This is a genomic window from Stenotrophomonas sp. Steno-Z1, from assembly GCF_056393175.1.
Window position 1 is genome coordinate 340,830 of the sequence record NZ_JBWJPB010000001.1, and the last position, 14,663, is coordinate 355,492.

Below are 14,663 nucleotides of genomic sequence, written 5' to 3' on the forward strand. Positions count from 1 at the left end.
GGGGGCGCGGTGGCAACGATCAACGCTTGAGCGGCGACACCCACATCTGGATGTGCGCGTCGAACACCGGGGTGCCGGCGTCGTCGCGCACCTGCACATGGACCGGCAGCGCGTAACCGGCGTCGGCGGCCACGATGGGCTGGGCCGGCGTGGCCACGGCATGCTGGGTTCCGGTGGCCTTGGCCAGGTACGTCACCTCCATGCCCTTGGGGATCCAACGCATGCCCCTGGGCAGCGACGCATCCACCATCAGCCCGGCGGTGAGCTCGGCCAGGTTGCACAGCGCGATCGCGTGCACGGTGCCGATATGGTTGGTGACCTTGCGGCGATGCGCGATGCGGCCCTCGCAGCGACCGTTCTCGAGCAGGGTGATGCGCGGGGCGATGCTGGCGAAGTAGGGCGCCTTGAAGCACACCGCGCGCGAGAACAGCCAGGTGCCGGCAGGCCAGCGCTGCAGCCGTTGGTAGAGGTTCAACAGGGGAGCGGACATGGACGTCTCTCAAAAAAACGGCGGACCGAAGTCCGCCGTGGTTGCTTACATGGCTGCTTGGATTACGCCGCTTCCTGCGACTGCTGGTCCTTGCGTTCGCGGTCGTAGTAGCCGGCCGAACGCAGCTCGTGCGGATCGAAATCGTCCACCGTGATCGTTTCCAGGGTCAGCGCGCGCAGCTCTTCCAGCAGCGTGCGCTCGTCCTGGGTGATCACGCCTTCGGCCACGGCTTCGTCCAGCTGGGTGGTGAAGTCCAGGGCTTCGATGCCCTTGGTCTTGACCGCCTTGATGAACTTGCGCTCGACCGGCTCGGCCATGATCGCCTTGGACAGGTAGCTGTTGATGCGGCCACCCGGGTTGTTCTCGCACGGGGTCAGGAACACGCCACTGGCCAGACGGTCGCGGGCTTCGTTGGGCGCCATCAGCAGCGCGGCCACGCGGTGGCCCAGGCGATCGCCCGGTGCTTCGGCGCGGCGGCCGAACGGGAAGATCAGCAGCCACATCAGCCAGCCGATCGGACGGATCGGGAAGTTGCGCAGGGCCGCCGACAGCGAGGTCTCGATCGTGTGCACGCTGTCATGGAAGGCCCAGGCCAGCAGCGGCTGGTCGGCGACGGGGGCGCCTTCGTCGTGGTAACGCTTGAGCATGGCGCTGGTCATGTAGATGTGGCTCAGCACATCGCCCAGGCGGCCGGACAGCGATTCCTTGAACTTCAGCTTGCCGCCGAGCGTCATCATCGAGATGTCGGCCATCAGCGCCAGGTTGGCCGAGTAACGGTCCAGCTTGCGGAAGTAGCGGCGGGTGTAGGCATCGCCCGGGGCCGCGCCGAAGCGGGCGCCGGTCAGGCCGAACCAGAACGAACGCACGGCGTTGGAGATGCCGAAGCGGATGTGGCCGAACAGGCTGCGGTCGAAGTCCTGCAGGCCGGCCTTGGTGTCCGGATCCTGCGCGGCCTTCATTTCCTTCAGCACCCACGGATGGCACAGGATCGCACCCTGGCCGAAGATCAGCAGGCTGCGGGTCATGATGTTGGCACCCTCCACCGTGATCGCGATCGGCGCGGCCTGCCAGCTGCGGCCGGCGAAGTTGCGCGGCCCCAGGATGATGCCCTTGCCGCCGATCACGTCCATCATGTCCGAGATCACCTCGCGGCTCATGGTGGTGCAGTGGTACTTGGCGATCGCCGACGGTACCGACGGCACATCGCCGCGGTCCACAGCAGCGGCGGTGGCCTGGCACAGCGCGCTGATCGCATACGCCTTGCCACCGATCCGGGCCAGCGCTTCTTCCACGCCCTCGAAGCGCCCGACCGACAGGCCGAACTGCTTGCGGATGCGTGCGTACGCGCCGGTGATCACCGCGCCCGCCTTGGCACCACCACTGGCGGTGGAGGGCAGGGTGATCGAGCGGCCCACGGCCAGGCACTCGTTGAGCATGTTCCAGCCCTTGCCGGCCTTCTCGGCGCCGCCGATCAGCTGGGTGAGCGGAATGAACACGTCCTTGCCGCGGATCGGACCGTTCTGGAAGGTCGAGTTGAGCGGGAAGTGGCGCCGGCCGATTTCCACGCCGGCAGTGTCACGCGGCAGCAGCGCCAGGGTGATGCCGATATCGCGGGTGCTGCCGATCAGGCCGTCCGGATCGTACATGCGGAACGCCAGGCCGATCAGCGTGGCCACCGGCGCCAGGGTGATATAGCGCTTGTCGAAGGTGAGCTTGACGCCGAGCACCTGCTCGCCGTTCCACTCGCCCTTGCAGACGATGCCGTAATCGGGGATCGAGGTGGCATCGGAGCCCGCGAACGGACCGGTCAGGCCGAAGCAGGGCACTTCGCGGCCATCGGCCAGGCGCGGCAGGTACTGGTCCTTCTGCGCCTGGGTGCCGTAATGGTTGAGCAGCTCACCCGGGCCGAGCGAGTTGGGCACGCCAACGGTGGAGCTGACCACGCTCGACACCGAGGCCAGCTTCTGGATCACCTTGTGGTGGGCCAGCGCGCTGAAGCCCAGGCCGCCGTATTCCTTCGGGATGATCATGCCGAAGAACTTGTTCTTCTTGATGAAGCTCCACAGTTCCGGCGGCAGGTCGGCGTAGACGTGGGTGATTTCCCAGTCGTTGACCATCTTGCACAGCTCTTCGACCGGGCCATCCAGGAAGGCCTGTTCCTCGGCGGTGAGCTGCGGCTTGGGGTAGTTAAGCAGGATGTTCCAGTCCGGGTCACCGGTGAACAGCTGGCCTTCGAAACCGACCGAACCGGTTTCCAGCGCGATGCGCTCGGTCTGCGACAGCGGCGGCAGCACCTTGCGGAACACCTTCATCATCGGTGCGGTCAGCAGCGGCTTGCGGATGAAGGGCAGCAGCAGCGGCACGGCGATGACCGCCACGATGGCGGCGGCGACGAGGGTGGCGGTCTGGTTGACGTACGGAATGAACCAGCAGGCGGCCAGCAGCACGAGGCTGACGATCGTCCAGGTGATCAGCCGCATCCGATGGTAGGCGACGAAGGCGCCCGCCAGCAGGATGGCCAGGAAGGGAACGACAATGCTCATGAGCGTGCTCCGGTGACGTGCTCGGTAGTGGCGGACTGTGCCACGGCGGAGGCCGAGGGCAACACGTCCAGATAGTCCAACACAGTAGCGGTAAAGGCGTTGTTGTCGTCACCGGCGACCATGTGCGTGGCCTCCGGCAACTGCACATGGCGCGCATGCGGCACCAACGCGAGGAATTCGGCCACCGTCTGCGGGGTGACCAGGGTGCTGCGCCCGCCGCTGACCAGCAGCAACGGGCATTTCACCTGGCGCGCCGCCTCGGCGAGCGCGTCCTGGTGCTGTTCGCTGTCGCGTGCCAGTTCGGCGACCAGGCGCGGGTCCCAGTGCCAGCGCCAACGGCCGTGGCCGTCCTCGCGCAGCAGCGCGCGCAGGGAATCGTCGGACTTGCGCGGGCGGTGCGGCATGTAGGCCGAGATCACATCGGCGGCCTGCGACAGGGAGGCGAAACCGTCCGGGTGGGCGGTCATGAACATCAGGATGCGTTCGACCCCGGCGGTATCCCAGCGCGGAGTGATGTCCACCAGCACCATCGCCGAGAACAGGCCCGGCCAGCGCGATTCGGCCAGCAGCCCGAACAGGCCGCCCATCGAGGCGGCGACCAGGATCGGCGGCTGCGGTTGTTCGCCGGCCAGCACGATCAGGTCATCGGCGAACTGTTCGCCGTGGTAGGCACGTTCGGCCGGGTTCCAGTCCGAGTCGCCGTGGCCGCGCGCATCATAGGCAAGCGTCTGGTAACCGGCCGCCGCCAGCGAGTGGGCGGTGGCATTCCACGCATGCCGGGTCTGGCCGAAGCCATGGGCGAACAGCACCGTGCCACGGCGCCCCGGCGAGGAGCGGGTAGCGGCCAGCACGGCGTCATGCGCGCCGGTCAGTCGCTCATCTTCAAAACGGGGCAGGGTAGCGGAAGGATTGACCATACTCGCTAGTATGGACCTGGCCGGTGGCATGTCAATACTTGGGGGTATGGTGATGGCGGCCGTGGTCCGCGAACGCCGCCATGGCAGGGCTGGCGAGGGCCCGGGCATGGTCCCGCGCCGCGCTTTTGGCGGACACGGACCCCGGCGTATGGTTAAATCGTCGGCATGAATGAACCTGACGCTTCCGCCGGCGAGCCACGTGCCGGCCGCAACAGCCGCCTGAGCGCGGAAGACTGGGCCCAGGCCGCCCTGGACCTCATTGCAGAACAAGGCGTTGGTGCGGTGGCGGTCGAGCCGCTGGCGCGTCGCCTCGGGGTGACCAAGGGCAGTTTCTACTGGCATTTCCCGTCCCGCGATGCGCTGCTGCAGGCCGCGTTGGAGCGCTGGGAGCTGTTCGAGCAGGAGCAGGTCTTCGGCAGCCTCGAAGACGTGCCGGACCCGCGCGTGCGCCTGCGGCAGCTGTTCCAGGTGGTGGCCCACGAAGTGCAGCCGCACATCATCTACAGCGAGCTGCTCAAGGCGCTGGACCACCCGATGGTGCGCCCGGTGATCGACCGCGTGTCGCACCGCCGCCTGGAGTATCTGGTGGCCTCCTTCCGCCAGGCCGGCCTGAGCCGTACCGATGCGCAGCACCGCGCGCGCCTGGCCTATGCGGCCTACGTCGGCTTCCTGCAGTTGTCGCTGCAGTTGCAGCAGCCCAAGCAGGCGCGCGAGGATTTCGAGGCGTATGTGGAACACGTGATCGAGACACTGATCCCGATCGGCTGAAGTAGTGCCGGGTTGCAAGCGAAAAGGCCGCGGAGACGCGGCCTTTTTCGTGTCCGGCCGCTGCGCACGATGTACGTGGGCCGGAAAAGACAACGGCCCCTTTCGGGGCCGTTGCTTCAGGACATCAGATCGCGTGCAGCGGCGATCAGAAGCGCTGGGTGTACTGCATGAAGAAGTAACGGTCGAAGTCCAGCATCGGATCGATCGAACCGGAGCTGTTGTTGGTCTGCGAGTAGCTCATCGGCGGCTGCTTGTTGAAGATGTTGCGCGCACCGACGGTGACCGTGCCATTCCACGGCGCGGCCCAGCTGACCGAGACGTCCTGGTAGGAGATCGAGCCCTTCTTGTTGGCACCTTCGCCGCCGCCCCAGCCACCGTTCGGGGTCAGGTAGGTCGGGTCGTTGCACTGCTCGGCCGAACCATCGAAGCAGAAGTCGCGGTAACCGCCGTAGTAGCGCATGTTCCACTGTGCCGACAGGTCACCCTTGGCCCAGTTGACGCCCAGGGTGGCGCGCACGCGCGGGAAGTTCCAGTAGCCGGCGTAGTTGTCCCAGTCGGCCGTGGCATCGCTCTTCTGGCGGTAGGCCACCAGGTAGTTGCTGTCCAGGTGGACCGAGAACTGACCGACCGCGAACTCCGGCAGGCGGTAGTTGGCGCCGAAGTTGTAGCCTTCGGTTTCCAGCGAACCCAGGTTGGTGTTGCCGCGGCTCAGCGAAACGACCTGGCCACTGGCAGCGTCACGGGTGTAGTTACAGAACGAATCGACGCCGTTGTAGCACTGCTGCAGGACGTAGGTCGCCGACACGGCGGTGATCACGTTGTCGATGGTGATCTTGTACCAGTCCAGCGAGAAGTCCAGACCCTGGACCCAGCGCGGGCTGAACACCAGGCCGACGGTGCGGGTCTTGCTGTATTCCGGCTCCAGATCCGCGTTACCCACACCGGCCTGGAACGGCGCGATGCTCTGGCTTTCGCGGGCGGCAACCGGCGCGCCTGCGCTGTCTTCCTGGCGGAAGTTGGCCGGCAGGCCTTCGCCGGCGCAGCGGGCAGCCGCGGTCGCGTTACCGGTACGGATACCCAGCAGCGAGTCGCACGGATCGGTGAAGTAATCGAAGGTCTGCGAACCGCCACCGAAGGTGTCGTCCAGGGTCGGGGCGCGGAAGCCCTTGCCGTAGGTGGCGCGGACCAGCAGGTCTTCGACCGGCTTCCAGGTCAGGCTGAACTTGCTGTTGGTGGTGTCACCGAAACGGTCGTAGTCGGAGTAGCGGCTGGCCACGTCGAACGACAGTTCCTTGGCGAACGGCAGATCCTTCAGGACCGGGATCATCAGCTCCAGGTAGACTTCATCGGTCTTGTAGCGGCCGCTGGTGGCGCCGGCAGCAAGATCGGTGGTGTAACCGGCAGCGGACAGCTGATCCGGGTAGTCATAGCCTTCCACGGTGCGGTGTTCCACGCCCGCTGCGAAGGCGAATTCGCCCGCGCCGCCCGGCATGTCGAACAGGCCGCCGGTGATGTTGGCGAAGTACTGCTTGCTGACGCTCTGCTGGGTCGCCTGGCTGATGGTGTTGACGTACTTCAGCGCATCGGCGGTGGAGGCCGACGGGCCGCCCAGGATGTTGAACGGGGTGCACTGGCCGGCCGACAGGCTGGTGCCCAGCGCGATCGGGTTCAGTGCGCTGCCGCACTGGACCACGCCCTGGCTGTTCAGGAACGACGGGCCCAGGGCCTTTTCGAGGGCCAGCAGGTTGATGTTGCCGGTGCTGATCTGGGTGACATCGAACTTGTTGTAGTTCATGCCGACGTCCCAGTTCCAGCCGTGGGAGCCGACGTCGAAGGCACCTTCAAACGCGCCGTCGAAGTGGTAGGACTTCACGTTGTTCTGCGAGACGCGCGGAATCTCGATGGTACGGCGGTACCAGTCGGTGATTTCGATGCCCACCGGGTTGTAGTAGCTGTCGGCGCTGATGTAGACCGGGTAGGTCGGCTGCGCGTTGGCGCTCAGCGGGTAGCCGGCGACCTGGCGGGTCGAGTCGCGCTCGGAGTACATCACGGTCGACTTGAAGCTGATATTCGGATTGAACTCGTAGCCCACCGAGGTGAAGATCGACTTGGTCTCCGACTCCTGCTGCAGCATCATCTGCTGGGTGGAGTTGAAGCGGTCGTCGCGGGTCACGCCGGCGTGGTAGTTGGCGATGTTGCGCGAGTCCGCGCCGACGCCGACGCCATCGAAGGTGCCGGTGTGGTTGATGACCTGCATGTTCGGCGTCCAGACGCCGTCAGCGGCACCGACGATATCGCCATCGTCGTTGAGGTAGTTGCCGGCGCCCGGGGTGCCTTCGGCGCGCGGATCGGAGAAGCGACCCCACGGACCGGTGGCGCTCAGGCCGGCGTACGGGAAGTTCGGGCCGTAGGTGTAGCGGGTCAGCTCACGGTCCTTGGCCCACACCGGATCTTCCTTGGTGTAGCTGGCGCCGAACACGATCGAGGCACGCTCGCCGGTGGTGCCGGCGGTGAACGAGTACGACTGCTTCTGGCCATCGCCGCGACCGTTCTGGCCGATCAGCGCGGAGGCTTCAGCGCCTTCGAAGTTCGAGCGCATGATGATGTTGACCACGCCGGCGACGGCATCGGAGCCGTAGATCGCCGAGGCGCCGTCCTTCAGCACTTCGATGCGCTCGATCAGCGCGCTCGGAATGGTGGACAGATCGGTGTAGCCGGCCAGGCTGGAGGTCCAGCGCTTGCCGTTGACGAGAACCAGGGTGCGGTTCTCGTTCAGGTTGTACAGGTTGACGTACTGGCCGCCCTGTTCCGGGTTGGAGGTCAGCACCGCAGCCTTGCTGAAGTTCTGGGTGCCCGACACCGACAGGTTCTGCAGGATGTCGCCGACACTGACCAGGCCCGACTTCTTGATGTCCTCGGAGGACACGGTGAAGATCGGCTGCGCGGTTTCCACGTCGACCGAACGGATGCGCGAACCGGTGACCTGGATGCGATCCAGGTTGGTTGCGCCGGTGGCCTCCTGGGCCTGGGCGGTGCCGCCGGCGGCGGCGCTCGCGACCAGCGCGACAATCACCGCGTCGCGCAGCTTGTTGGACTTAAAGTTCATTGCTCTCTCTCTCCAAGGGAATCTTGGGTATTCACTGGGGTGTTTGCCTGTAGCGGCACCAAAACGGCAGCGCCAACAACCACGAGGCTGACTCGATAGTAACTGCGGATTCCCAAGAATTAAAGTCGCGTTAATACAGGCTGTGAGCGACTTCACCTGTTCCAAACTCCTTCCAAATCAATCACATCACCCTACACATTGCCCAATTTCGTCTCGTTGGTTAAGCAATGGTGAAGAAAATAGTTGCAATTGATTTGTCACGGTTTGTATCAACGCGTGTCTCATCACGTCACTGGGCACGGTCATGCCTTGACGCCCGCAGCCAATGCATGTCACCGCGCGGGCGCGAAAGCCCATTGAAATCAGGCATCAACGCCATTGCTGCGGCATCGCCGACCGGTCCACCGACAGGCCGCGGTGCCTGAAGGGGGTCACCCTGCGCGTCGTGGGTGCCTCGCGCGCAGAAGGAAGAACCAAAAAAAAACGCGCCGGCGGGCGCGTTTCTTTCGACACACTCCGGGCGCGCCGGGTGCGGGGGGCTCAGAGATCCTGTTCGTAACGGACGTACGGCACGGTGCCTTCGTCGGTGCTCTCGTTACGCGGTGCGAACGGGTTCTTGCCACGGGTAATGACGTTTTCGGCGCCGACGGTGAGCTGGCCACTCCACGGCGTCCGCCAGGTCAGGCCAACGCCCAGGCCTTCCCACTTGCCGGGCTGACCCGGCACATCGACCACGCGGCCGATGATGTTGCCGCTGAAGTTGCCGTAGCCGGCACCGATGGTGAGGCTCTTGCTGTCCCAGCGGTCCACGATGGCCGGCGAGGCGTCGGACAGCGGGACCAGGCGCGCCTTGGCGTAGGTGCCGCCAATGGACACGAAGCCTTCGCGGCCGATGTTCTTCTGGCCGAACACGGTCAGGTCATTCTGCTCGGCGCGCAGCGCCGGCGACTTGTTCGGCGCTGCCAGCCAGGCCGGCAGGGTGTCGCGGCCGCTGCCGGCAGTGATGCCGACACGCCCGCCCGGGCGATTGAAGGCCGCGGTGCCGGTGACCCGGCGGCTGATTGAGGCGGTGTCGTCGTCGTCGCCCAGGCTGGCCAGCATGCAATGGCTGGCCAGGCCGCTGATGCTGGTGCCGCGGCTGCTGTTGCAGAGCAGGCCCAGCGAATCGCCGGAGGACAACCCGAAGGCGGCATCCAGCGAGCTGCGGCCGAAATGCCAGCGTGCCCCGGCCGACTGTTCGCCGGTGGGCTCCAGGTACAGCAGGGCCTCGACCTTGCCGCTGCCCTTGTTCCACACCGGCAGCACCGTGCTGTCCTGGCGGGGCTTGGTCTGCGCATGCGCGCCCGGGATCGCGGCGAGGGCGATCACAAGGGCCAGCGGTAGACGCAGAAGGGAGCGCATGGGAACTCTCAGACAGCAGGGGTGAGCACAAGTTCCCGCCGAAGCGGGAGATTGATCCTAGGGTGTTTATGATTTCTTAACAAGTCTTGGTTCTCCCCAGAACAAAACTCGTGCGGCGATTACTGAAGCCGTTCAGGTGCCGGCGCGGATACGGCGGGATCGCTGAACAGTATGGCGAATTCCGTCAAGGGAAAGTGATACTCCCGTCCGCAGAATTCGCAGCGCACTTCCACCGCCCCGGTCGGCTCGGCGGCGGCGCGGGCCTCGGCTTCCCCCAGCGACTGCAGCATGCCCTCGACCCGCTCGCGCGAGCAGGAGCAGTCGAAGCGCAGGGGGCGTTCGCCCAGCAGTTCCGGCTTCTCTTCATGGAACAGACGGTGCAGCAGCACGTTGCCGGCCACCTCCAGCAGTTCCTGCTTGCCCAGGGTCTCGAACAGCGCACTGGCACGCGACCAGCCGTCGTGGTCGCCTTCGTCCCCCGGCAGCTTCTGCAGCAGCAGGCCGGCGGCACGCTCGCCATCGGCGGCCAGCAGCAGGCGGGTGGGCAGCTGCTCGGACTGGCGGAAGTAGTCTTCAAAGGCCTCGTCCAGGCCTGCGGCGGTCAGCCCGACCAGGCTCTGGTAGCGCTGCGGTTCGCGCGGGTCCAGGCCGGGGTTCTCGATGGTGATCGCCAGCAGGGCGTCGTCGCCCAGCGCGGTCAGGTCGCGCGGCGCGTCGCCACCGCCCTCGGCCAGCTGCACGATCCCGCGCAGGGTGCCGGCGGCGGTGCATTCGGCGAACAGGGTGCGCATGGCCGTGTTGCTGCGCAGCTGGATCGACAGGCGTCCGTCGACCTTGGTGTGGCCGGTGAACAGCGCCGAGGCCACGCTGGCCTCGCCGAGCAGCTCGGCGGCGGCCGGCGGGTAGGTGGCGTGGGACAGGATCTCGCGCCAGGTGGCATCGAGGTGCACGTGCACGCCGCGGACGCCGGCATCGGGAAGCAGGAAACGGACAAGGGTGTCGGATTGGGCGGTCATCGGTTCGGTGGCTGCGCTTAAAGGGGGGCGGTTGCCGGATAATGCGCCGACAATCGTGCAAGCAAAGGATGCACCACTAATGGGGGCAGAGCGCAGCAACCTCAAGGCCGAGCCAGGCCTGGACCCGTCGCGTCCGCGGCGTTGGCACTGGAAGCGCCTGTTGTGGCTGCCGGTGCTGTTCGCCGCCTTCAGCGTGCTGCAGGTGCTGGTGCTGCGGTTCGTCGACCCGCCGCTGTCCACGGTGATGCTGTGGCGCTACGGCGAGGCGCTCGGCCAGGGCGAGTGGGACTACCGGCTTCATTACCAGTGGCGCGACCTGGACCAGATGGCCCCGAGCCTGCCCATCTCCCTGGTGGCCGCCGAAGACCAGCGCTTCCCGGAGCACAATGGCTTCGATCTGCAGGCGATAGAGAAGGCGCGCGACCACAACGCCAAGGGCGGGCGCCTGCGCGGGGCCAGTACGATCAGCCAGCAGGTGGCCAAGAACCTGTTCCTGTGGCAGGGACGCAGCTGGGTCCGCAAGGGCCTGGAGGTCTGGTACACGGTCCTGATCGAGGCGCTGTGGCCGAAGGCGCGCATCCTGGAGATGTACGCCAACATCGCCGAGTTCGGTGATGGCATCTACGGCGCGCAGGCGGCGGCCCGCCAGTACTGGGGCAAGGACGCGGCGCGCCTGAGCGCGGCGGAAAGCGCGCGGTTGGCGGCCGTGCTGCCCGCGCCTCGCCGCTACAACGCAGCCAGGCCGGGCCCGTACGTGCAGCGGCGCGCGGCCTGGATCCAGCGCCAGGCGCGGCAGCTGGGCGGTCACGCCTACCTCGGCGAGGATTGAGCATTCATGCAGGTGATGGGCTGACGCTACAATCGCCGCATGAATCCCCAGCGCCTGACCGTCGTCGTTGCCGCCCACAATGAGGCCCTGGTCCTGCCGATGCTGCACCCGCGCCTGCGCGCGGTGCTTGACGGCCTGGCGGGCATCGACGGCCGCGTGCTGTATGTGGATGACGGCAGTACCGACACCACCTGGGCGGTGATGCAGGCCCTGGCCGAGGCCGATGCCTCGGTCGGTCTGTTGCGCCTGTCGCGCAATTTCGGCAAGGAGGCGGCACTGACCGCCGGGCTGGATTTCGTCGACGACGGCGCGGTGATGATCCTCGATGCCGATGGCCAGGACCCGCCCGAGCTGATCCCCGACTTCGTCGCGTTGTGGCAACAGGGCTACGACAACGTGTACGGCACGCGCCTGGTACGGGACGGCGAAAGCTGGCTCAAGCGTTCCACTGCCAAGGTGTTCTATCGGGTGATCGGGCGCTTGTCGAAAACGCCGATCCCCGCCGACACCGGTGATTTCCGGCTGCTGTCGCCGCGCGCGCTGGCCGCCCTGGGCCAGCTGCGTGAACGCCACCGGTTCATGAAGGGGCTGTTCGGCTGGGTCGGGTTCCGGCGCAAGGCGTTGCCCTACCACCGCCATGCGCGGCTGGTGGGGGAGAGCAAGTTCGGGCTGTGGAAGCTGTGGAACTTCGCGCTGGAGGGGATCACCGGGTTTTCCACCGCGCCCTTGCGGATCACCACCTACCTGGGCCTGGCCGCTGCCGGCTTCGCGTTCGTGTTCGCCATGTGGATCGTGGCCAAGGCCGCGCTGTACGGCGACCGGGTGGCGGGCTGGCCGACCATGATGGCGGTGATCCTGTTCCTGGGCGGGGTGCAGCTGATCGCGCTGGGCCTGATCGGGGAATACCTGGGGCGTTTGTACGAGGAATCCAAGCAGCGCCCGCTGTACCTGGTTGACACCTGGCATGCACCGTTCGTGGCAGACTCGGGCCTGCATCCCATCGGTGGAGAGCAGCGAGATGACCACGGTACGGCAGCTGTTGGAAGGCAAGTCCCCTGAGGTTTTCGCGGTCGCCCCGGACGCGGCGGTGATCGACGCGATCCGGTTGATGGCCGACAAGGGCATCGGCGCGGTGGTGGTGATGGACGGCCGGCAACTGGTCGGCATCCTGTCCGAGCGCGATTACGCGCGCAAGATCGTCCTGCACGAACGTTCCTCGCGGACCACGCGGGTGAGCGACATCATGACCGCCAAGGTGGTGACGGTGGCAATGACCGAACAGGTCGAGCACTGCCTGCAACTGGTCACCGACTTCCGCATCCGGCACCTGCCGGTGGTGGAGGCGGGCAGCGTGGTCGGGGTGATCTCGATCGGTGACCTGGTCAAGTCGGTGATCGACGAACAGGCGCAGAAGCTGGACCAGCTGCAGCAGTACATCGTGGCCGGGTGACCTGCACGCGCGCCGCACGTGCGGCGCCGTGACGACGATCGAGCCGGCTGGCGCGGGTATCCGGGCAGCATGCGCCAGCCCGCGTTACTTCGCGTAGCGGCCGCCGCAGTTGGTGTCCTTGCCGGGGCCGGTTTCCAGGGTGGCCAGCAGCGCGGCTGGCGGGGTGATGGTGGCCAGGGTGACGGCGATCGCGCCGCGCAGGCCCAGCGCCTTGAAGTCCGGGCGGAACGAGGGATCCTTGAACGACCCACCGATCCGCAGCGGCGAGCGCAGGGCGAGGATGCTGATGTCCTTCGGGCGCGGGCGCAGCAGCAGGTCCAGCTGTTCCTGCCTGAGATCCACGGTGCCACTGCCGACGATCAGCGTATCGCTGGTGTCGAAGGCGAGCGCGCGCGAGGTCATCACGCCGTTGTCCACGCCGAAGTCGCCGAACGCGCAACGCAGCGGAATCTGCTTGTCGCCGGTGAACAGGAATTTCAGCGACTCGGCGACGTCCAGGCCGGCCAGTTCCATGATCAGGTTGCCGACATGCCCGCGGCCGATGCCGACGGCGACGTTGCCGTCGGAGCTGCCGAGCATGGCGGCCACCGAGTTGCCGCTGCCGGCCAGGTCGACGTCACCGCTGACGCCGCCGGAGGCCTGTTCGGCCAGCTTGGAATCGGGCATCAGCTTGCCGAGCTGGATGTTGCGCAGGCTGGCCTTCAATTGCGTGGAAATGGTGTCCTTGCGCGCGTCCATGCGGATGGTGCTGCGGATGTCGCCGCCAGCGACGCCGAAGTTGAGCGGGTCCAGGCGCAGCAGGCCGGCGTCGAGCTTGAGGTGGGCGTCCATGTCGTCCAGCGGCAGCGCGGGCGAATTGATGCGCTGTGCCTTCCAGCGCACGTCGGCATCCATGGCGCGCAGCTTGGTGAGGTTGTACGGCGTGTCGGGCAGGATCCGGGTGCGGGCGGCGAGGGCAGCCGCCTTGGCCTTCTGTTCGGCGTTGGCGGTTTCGCCGGCGCCGGTGCGCGGCGGGGCCCCGATGAAGCCGGCGAGGTCATCGAAGTCCAGGCGCTTGGACACCAGGTCGGCCTTGAGGAACGGGCGTGCGCCGCCGACATCGATCTGCGCGGTGCCGCCGAGGTCGCTGTCGCCGGCGGTGCCGGTGAAGTCTTCGTAGCGCCAGATGTCGTTGTCGCGCTTGAGCCGGCCGTTGAGGCGGTATGGCGGGGTGGAGGGCATGGCCACCCCGATCAGCGGGAACAGGTCTTCCATGTCCTGGCCGCTGAGCATCAGCTGCAGGTTGAACACGCGCAGCGCGAACGGGTTGGTGAGGGTGCCGCTGGCGATGGCGTGGGTGCCACCGGCGCGTCCGTCCAGATGGATGCGGAACGGGTGGTCGCTGTTGGTCAGTTCCAGCGGTGATTCGGTGTTGCCGTCCAGCGAGAAGGCGTTGCCCTTCCAGCGGCCCTTGCCCTTGACCAGCAGCGGCGGCGCGCTGTCTTCGTTCCGCGGCTTGCCGCTGTTGAGGGCGACCAGCACGTCGGTGCGGCCGGCGGCGTCGAGGAACTGCAGGCGGCCATCATCGATGCGCAGGCGCTGCAGTTGCGGCGGGTTGCCGGTGGACGGCCCGAGGAAGTCCCAGTTGCCGGGGGTGTCCTTGCCGGGCCCGGTTTCGAGGAGGAGGTCCGGGCGGGTGAGGCGCACCTCGGGAATGTGGACCTGGCCGCGCAGCAGGGGCCAGACGCGGAGGGCTATTTCAACGCGGTCGGCGCTGGCCATCTGCGGCGTCTTGGCCCAGTCGGCATTGGCGAAGGTGATGCGGTCGGCGCGGATCGTCGTGGTGCGGCCAAGGTCGACGTCGAGGTCGCCATTGATGTGCAATGCGCGACCGGTCTTGGCCTGTACGGCGCGCTCCACCGGGCCCTTGAACCAGTTCCAGTCCCAGAGCGCGATCAACAGCAGCAGGGCCGCGAACAGGAACAAGAGGAGGGCAAGCCAGCGCTGCCCGCGCTTGCCAGGACGCTGCCAGCGCCAACGGCGGGCGGCAGGGGACGGAGCAGGGGAGTCAACAGTGTTCACGCGCTCCATCCTTGCCTGTTCATCGTGCAGGGAGCGCGAAGCATTGGTAAGGATGGTGTCAGGGCGGGGTGTTTTTTGCTTT

General features: G+C 66.7%; 11 protein-coding genes. 4 read left to right on the plus strand and 7 right to left on the minus strand.

The window, feature by feature from the left end:
* Positions 1-19: 19 nt before the first annotated feature.
* The 3 genes from AC06FD_RS01445 to AC06FD_RS01455 form a co-directional block, all read right to left on the minus strand.
* A complete protein-coding gene (locus AC06FD_RS01445) occupies positions 20-490 on the minus strand; it encodes a hotdog fold domain-containing protein (RefSeq protein WP_394161082.1) in 471 nt (156 codons plus the stop codon).
* Positions 491-552: 62 nt separating this feature from the next.
* Positions 553-3,033: an acyl-CoA dehydrogenase gene (locus AC06FD_RS01450; protein ID WP_259206249.1), complete on the minus strand. Its 2,481-nt coding sequence runs from the start codon at positions 3,031-3,033 to the stop codon at positions 553-555.
* Positions 3,030-3,950, minus strand: a complete 921-nt coding sequence (locus AC06FD_RS01455) for an alpha/beta fold hydrolase (protein WP_259206248.1) — start codon at positions 3,948-3,950, stop codon at positions 3,030-3,032. The genes AC06FD_RS01450 and AC06FD_RS01455 overlap by 4 nt, the downstream gene beginning before the upstream one ends.
* Positions 3,951-4,115: 165 nt before the next feature.
* Between AC06FD_RS01455 and AC06FD_RS01460 the strand changes: the two genes are divergently transcribed.
* Positions 4,116-4,718, plus strand: a complete 603-nt coding sequence (locus AC06FD_RS01460) for a TetR/AcrR family transcriptional regulator (protein WP_259206247.1) — start codon at positions 4,116-4,118, stop codon at positions 4,716-4,718.
* Between the two features lie 145 nt (positions 4,719-4,863).
* On the opposite strand, the gene AC06FD_RS01465 is transcribed toward AC06FD_RS01460, so the two are convergent.
* The 3 genes from AC06FD_RS01465 to hslO all read right to left on the minus strand — a co-directional run bounded on the left by AC06FD_RS01465 (position 4,864) and on the right by hslO (position 10,241).
* Positions 4,864-7,824 (minus strand): TonB-dependent receptor plug domain-containing protein, encoded by a 2,961-nt coding sequence (locus tag AC06FD_RS01465; protein WP_478076814.1) that lies wholly within the window; start codon positions 7,822-7,824, stop codon positions 4,864-4,866.
* Between the two features lie 540 nt (positions 7,825-8,364).
* Complete coding sequence (locus AC06FD_RS01470; RefSeq protein WP_478076815.1) at positions 8,365-9,225, minus strand: XOO1806 family protein; 861 nt, start codon at positions 9,223-9,225, stop codon at positions 8,365-8,367.
* 119 nt (positions 9,226-9,344) lie between these two features.
* Positions 9,345-10,241: an Hsp33 family molecular chaperone HslO gene (gene hslO, locus AC06FD_RS01475; RefSeq protein WP_478076816.1), complete on the minus strand. Its 897-nt coding sequence runs from the start codon at positions 10,239-10,241 to the stop codon at positions 9,345-9,347.
* Between the two features lie 79 nt (positions 10,242-10,320).
* Here hslO and mtgA point away from each other — a divergent pair, with 79 nt between their 5' ends.
* The 3 genes from mtgA to AC06FD_RS01490 are packed head-to-tail and all read left to right on the plus strand — an operon-like array spanning position 10,321 to position 12,520.
* Positions 10,321-11,070: a monofunctional biosynthetic peptidoglycan transglycosylase gene (gene mtgA, locus AC06FD_RS01480; RefSeq protein WP_259206242.1), complete on the plus strand. Its 750-nt coding sequence runs from the start codon at positions 10,321-10,323 to the stop codon at positions 11,068-11,070.
* A gap of 39 nt (positions 11,071-11,109) precedes the next feature.
* Positions 11,110-12,129: a glycosyltransferase family 2 protein gene (locus AC06FD_RS01485; protein ID WP_394161076.1), complete on the plus strand. Its 1,020-nt coding sequence runs from the start codon at positions 11,110-11,112 to the stop codon at positions 12,127-12,129.
* Positions 12,089-12,520 carry a CBS domain-containing protein gene (locus tag AC06FD_RS01490; protein ID WP_259206239.1) on the plus strand — a complete coding sequence of 144 codons (432 nt, stop codon included), beginning with the start codon at positions 12,089-12,091 and terminating at the stop codon, positions 12,518-12,520. The genes AC06FD_RS01485 and AC06FD_RS01490 overlap by 41 nt, the downstream gene beginning before the upstream one ends.
* 84 nt (positions 12,521-12,604) lie before the next feature.
* Here AC06FD_RS01490 and AC06FD_RS01495 read toward each other — a convergent pair whose 3' ends face one another.
* Positions 12,605-14,590, minus strand: coding sequence for an AsmA family protein (locus AC06FD_RS01495; RefSeq protein WP_478076817.1), 1,986 nt, complete (start codon positions 14,588-14,590; stop codon positions 12,605-12,607).
* Positions 14,591-14,663 lie beyond the last annotated feature (73 nt).